Here is a 3,140-nt window from a genome sequence, read left to right on the forward strand (position 1 = left end):
GGTAGCTAAGTGTTTCGTACCAGCGACATTGTCCTGATCGCCGTCATGGTTGCGGTCGCGGCCCTTACCTACAAGGCCAAGCGCGAGGCCGAGGAACAATTGGCCGCCGTGCAGAAGATCCATGCGCAGATACGCTATGAGGAGGACACGATCGACCTGCTCAAGGCCGACTGGAGCCTGCTTACCCAGCCGTCGCGGCTGCAGAAGCTCGCCGAACTCTACAAGTCGCAGCTCGAACTCGAGCCGGTCAGCGCCCGCCAGATCGGCGGTGTCGGCGACCTGCCGGCCAAATCCCTTGACATCCAGGACATCTTGTCGGGACGCCAGGGCGGCATGGCTGATAGTTCGGGCGGCAAGGCGCCGTCGGACGGCAGGGATCCCGTGGTGACCGGAGGCATCGCCCAATGATCGGTAAACTGCTGAAACGTCGCGCCAGGACGAGTGAAGATGGATCGATCGTGGTCGAGGGCGCCCGCAAGGCGACCGGCGGCAAGGGCAGGACGCGCATCGTCATGACGATGGCGGTGTTCTTCGGCATCTTCTCGACCATATCAGGGCGGCTGGTCTATCTCGGCTTCCAGACCCCCGATATGTCGGGCGGTCCGCAGAGCCGGGTGACGGCATCGCGGCCCGACATCGTCGACCGCAACGGCGAAGTGTTGGCCACGGACATCAAGACGGCGTCGCTGTTTGCAGAACCACGCCGGATTGTCGACGCCGACGAGGCGATCGAGAAGCTGTCGACGGTGCTTCCGGACATCGACTATGAGCAGACCTACCATAAGCTGAAGAGCGGCGCCGGTTTCGTCTGGCTGCAGCGGCAGCTGACGCCCAAGCAACAGTCCGACATCATGCAGCTCGGCATTCCCGGTTTCGGCTTCCGCACCGAAAAGCGCCGCTTCTATCCGAGCGGCGAAACCTCGTCCTACATTGTTGGGCTCACCAACATCGACAACCAGGGCATCTCCGGCATGGAGAAATATGTCGACGAGCAGGGGCTGAGCGACCTGCAGGCGTCGGGCCTTGCCATTGCCAAGGATCTCAAGCCGGTAAAGCTTTCGATCGATCTGCGCGTGCAGCATGTGGTGCGCGACGAGATCGCCGCCGGCCTGGAGCGCTATCGTGCCATGGGCACCGGCGCCGTTGTGCTCAACGTCAAGACCGGCGAAGTGGTGGCCATGGCCTCGGTGCCGGATTTTGATCCGAACAATCCCTACAACGCACAAGACAAGGACCGGCTGAATCGCATGTCGGCGGGCCTCTACGAGATGGGTTCGACCTTCAAGAGCTTCACCTCAGCCATGGCGCTCGATTCCGGCAAAGCGACGATGGCGAGCCGCTTCGATGCTTCGCATCCAATCCGGGTCGGCCATCAGGCCATTCACGATTTCCACGGCAAGAACCGTGTGCTGTCGTTGCCGGAGGTGTTCCTCTACTCGTCCAACATCGGGTCGGCCAGGGAAGCCGAGATGGTCGGCATCGAGGGGCATCGCGAATTCCTGCATCGCCTTGGCATTCTGGACAGGATGCAGACCGAATTGCCGGAGACTGCCCGTCCGACTGAACCGAAGGTCTGGAAACAGGTCAATTCATTCACCATCGCCTTCGGCCATGGCGTGTCGACGACGCCGCTGCAAGCGGCTGTGGGCTGCGCGGCGTTGATGAATGGCGGTTTCCTGATGAACCCCACCTTTCTGGTGCGGACGCAGGCGGAAGCGATGGCCACCGCCAAGAGAGTGGTGAGCGAAAAGACCGTCGAAGGCATGCGCTACCTCTATTCGCTCAATGCCGAAAAGGGCTCTGCCAGAAACGCCAGAGTCCCCGGCTACCGCGTTGGCGGCAAGACCGGAACCGCCGAGAAGGTCATCAATGGCCGCTACTCGAAGGACTTGAATTTCAACACCTTCGTCGCCGCCTTCCCGATGGACGATCCGCAGTATCTGGTGTTTACCATTGCCGATGCCCCGCACCCGGAAAAGCCCGGCATGACGGATGTCGCGGCCGCGAATGCTGGGGTTATGGCCGGCAATATCATCAGGCGTTCAGCTGCCATGCTTGGCGTGAAGCCAGATTTCAGCCATGAAAATGGTGCAACGCTGGTTTCCTATCAGTGATTCTTAGGGCGCGCCGGCAACAGCGCGCTATTTTGTTACGGTGAACGGGACTCGATGAAGCTCAGAGATCTAGCCGGTATCCTGCCCGTCGAGGGAATAGCTTCCGTCGATCTGGAGGTTACAGGGATTTCTTCGGATTCCCGCGAGGTAAAAGCGGGCGTTGTCTTTTTTGCGCTCGCCGGAACCAAGGCCGACGGTGCCGTTTATGCCGCAGATGCCGCCGCGCGCGGTGCGGCCGCGATCGTGGCGGGCAAGGGCAGCACCATTGCCGGGCTCCCGGTTCCGGTGCTGGCGGTCGACGATCCGCGCCTGGCGCTGGCGCAGAGTGCGGCACGCTATTTCGGCAAGCAGCCTGAGATCATGGTCGCGGTGACCGGCACCAGCGGCAAGACCTCGGTCGCAGCCTTCACCAGGCAGATCTGGGAGCAAGCCGGTTATGCCGCCGCTTCGATCGGCACCACCGGCGTGGTGGCGCCTGGGCGCAACGACTATGGTTCGCTGACGACACCCGATCCGGTCGCCCTGCATCAATTGCTGCGGGAATTGGCCGATGCCGGCGTCACCCACGCCTCGATGGAAGCCTCCAGCCATGGGCTCGACCAGCGCCGCCTCGACGGCGTGAAGCTGGCCGCCGGCGGCTTCACCAATCTCGGCCGCGACCATATGGATTATCATCCGACCATCGAGGATTATCACCGCGCCAAACTGCGCCTGTTCGACACGTTGCTGCCGAAGGGCGCGCCGGCCGTGATCTTCGCCGACGATCCATGGTCGGCGCCGACGACCGTGGCCGCAAAGGCTGCCGGGCTCAATGTGCTGACGGTCGGCCGCCATGGCGACTTCCTCAGGCTGAAGCGGGTCGAGCACGAACGCCACCGCCAGCGGGCCGAAGTCGAGGCCGACGGCGTGCTCTACGAGATCGACCTGCCGCTGGCCGGTGATTTCCAGATTTCGAACGCGCTGGTTTCGGCGGGTCTTGCCATTTCCACGGGAACACCTGTCGCCAAGGCCCTGATAGCGTTGGAG

At 62.5% G+C, this 3,140-nt stretch carries 3 protein-coding genes; all 3 read left to right on the plus strand.

All coding sequences use genetic code 11. The features are described 5' to 3' along the window. The first annotated feature begins 9 nt into the window (after positions 1–9). The gene (locus EN884_RS30910; RefSeq protein WP_013530950.1) at positions 10–408 is read left to right on the plus strand and encodes a hypothetical protein; all 399 of its coding nucleotides are present in this window, start codon (positions 10–12) and stop codon (positions 406–408) included. Next, entirely contained in the window at positions 405–2,114 is a 1,710-nt protein-coding gene (locus tag EN884_RS30915; protein WP_013530951.1) for a penicillin-binding protein 2, read from the plus strand. The genes EN884_RS30910 and EN884_RS30915 overlap by 4 nt, the downstream gene beginning before the upstream one ends. Before the next feature lie 54 nt (positions 2,115–2,168). Then, the coding region (locus EN884_RS30920; protein WP_128360936.1) for a Mur ligase family protein at positions 2,169–3,140 on the plus strand (972 nt) is incomplete at its 3' end.

The organism is Mesorhizobium sp. M7A.F.Ca.AU.001.01.1.1, assembly GCF_004022735.1.
Classification (GTDB): domain Bacteria; phylum Pseudomonadota; class Alphaproteobacteria; order Rhizobiales; family Rhizobiaceae; genus Mesorhizobium; species Mesorhizobium ciceri.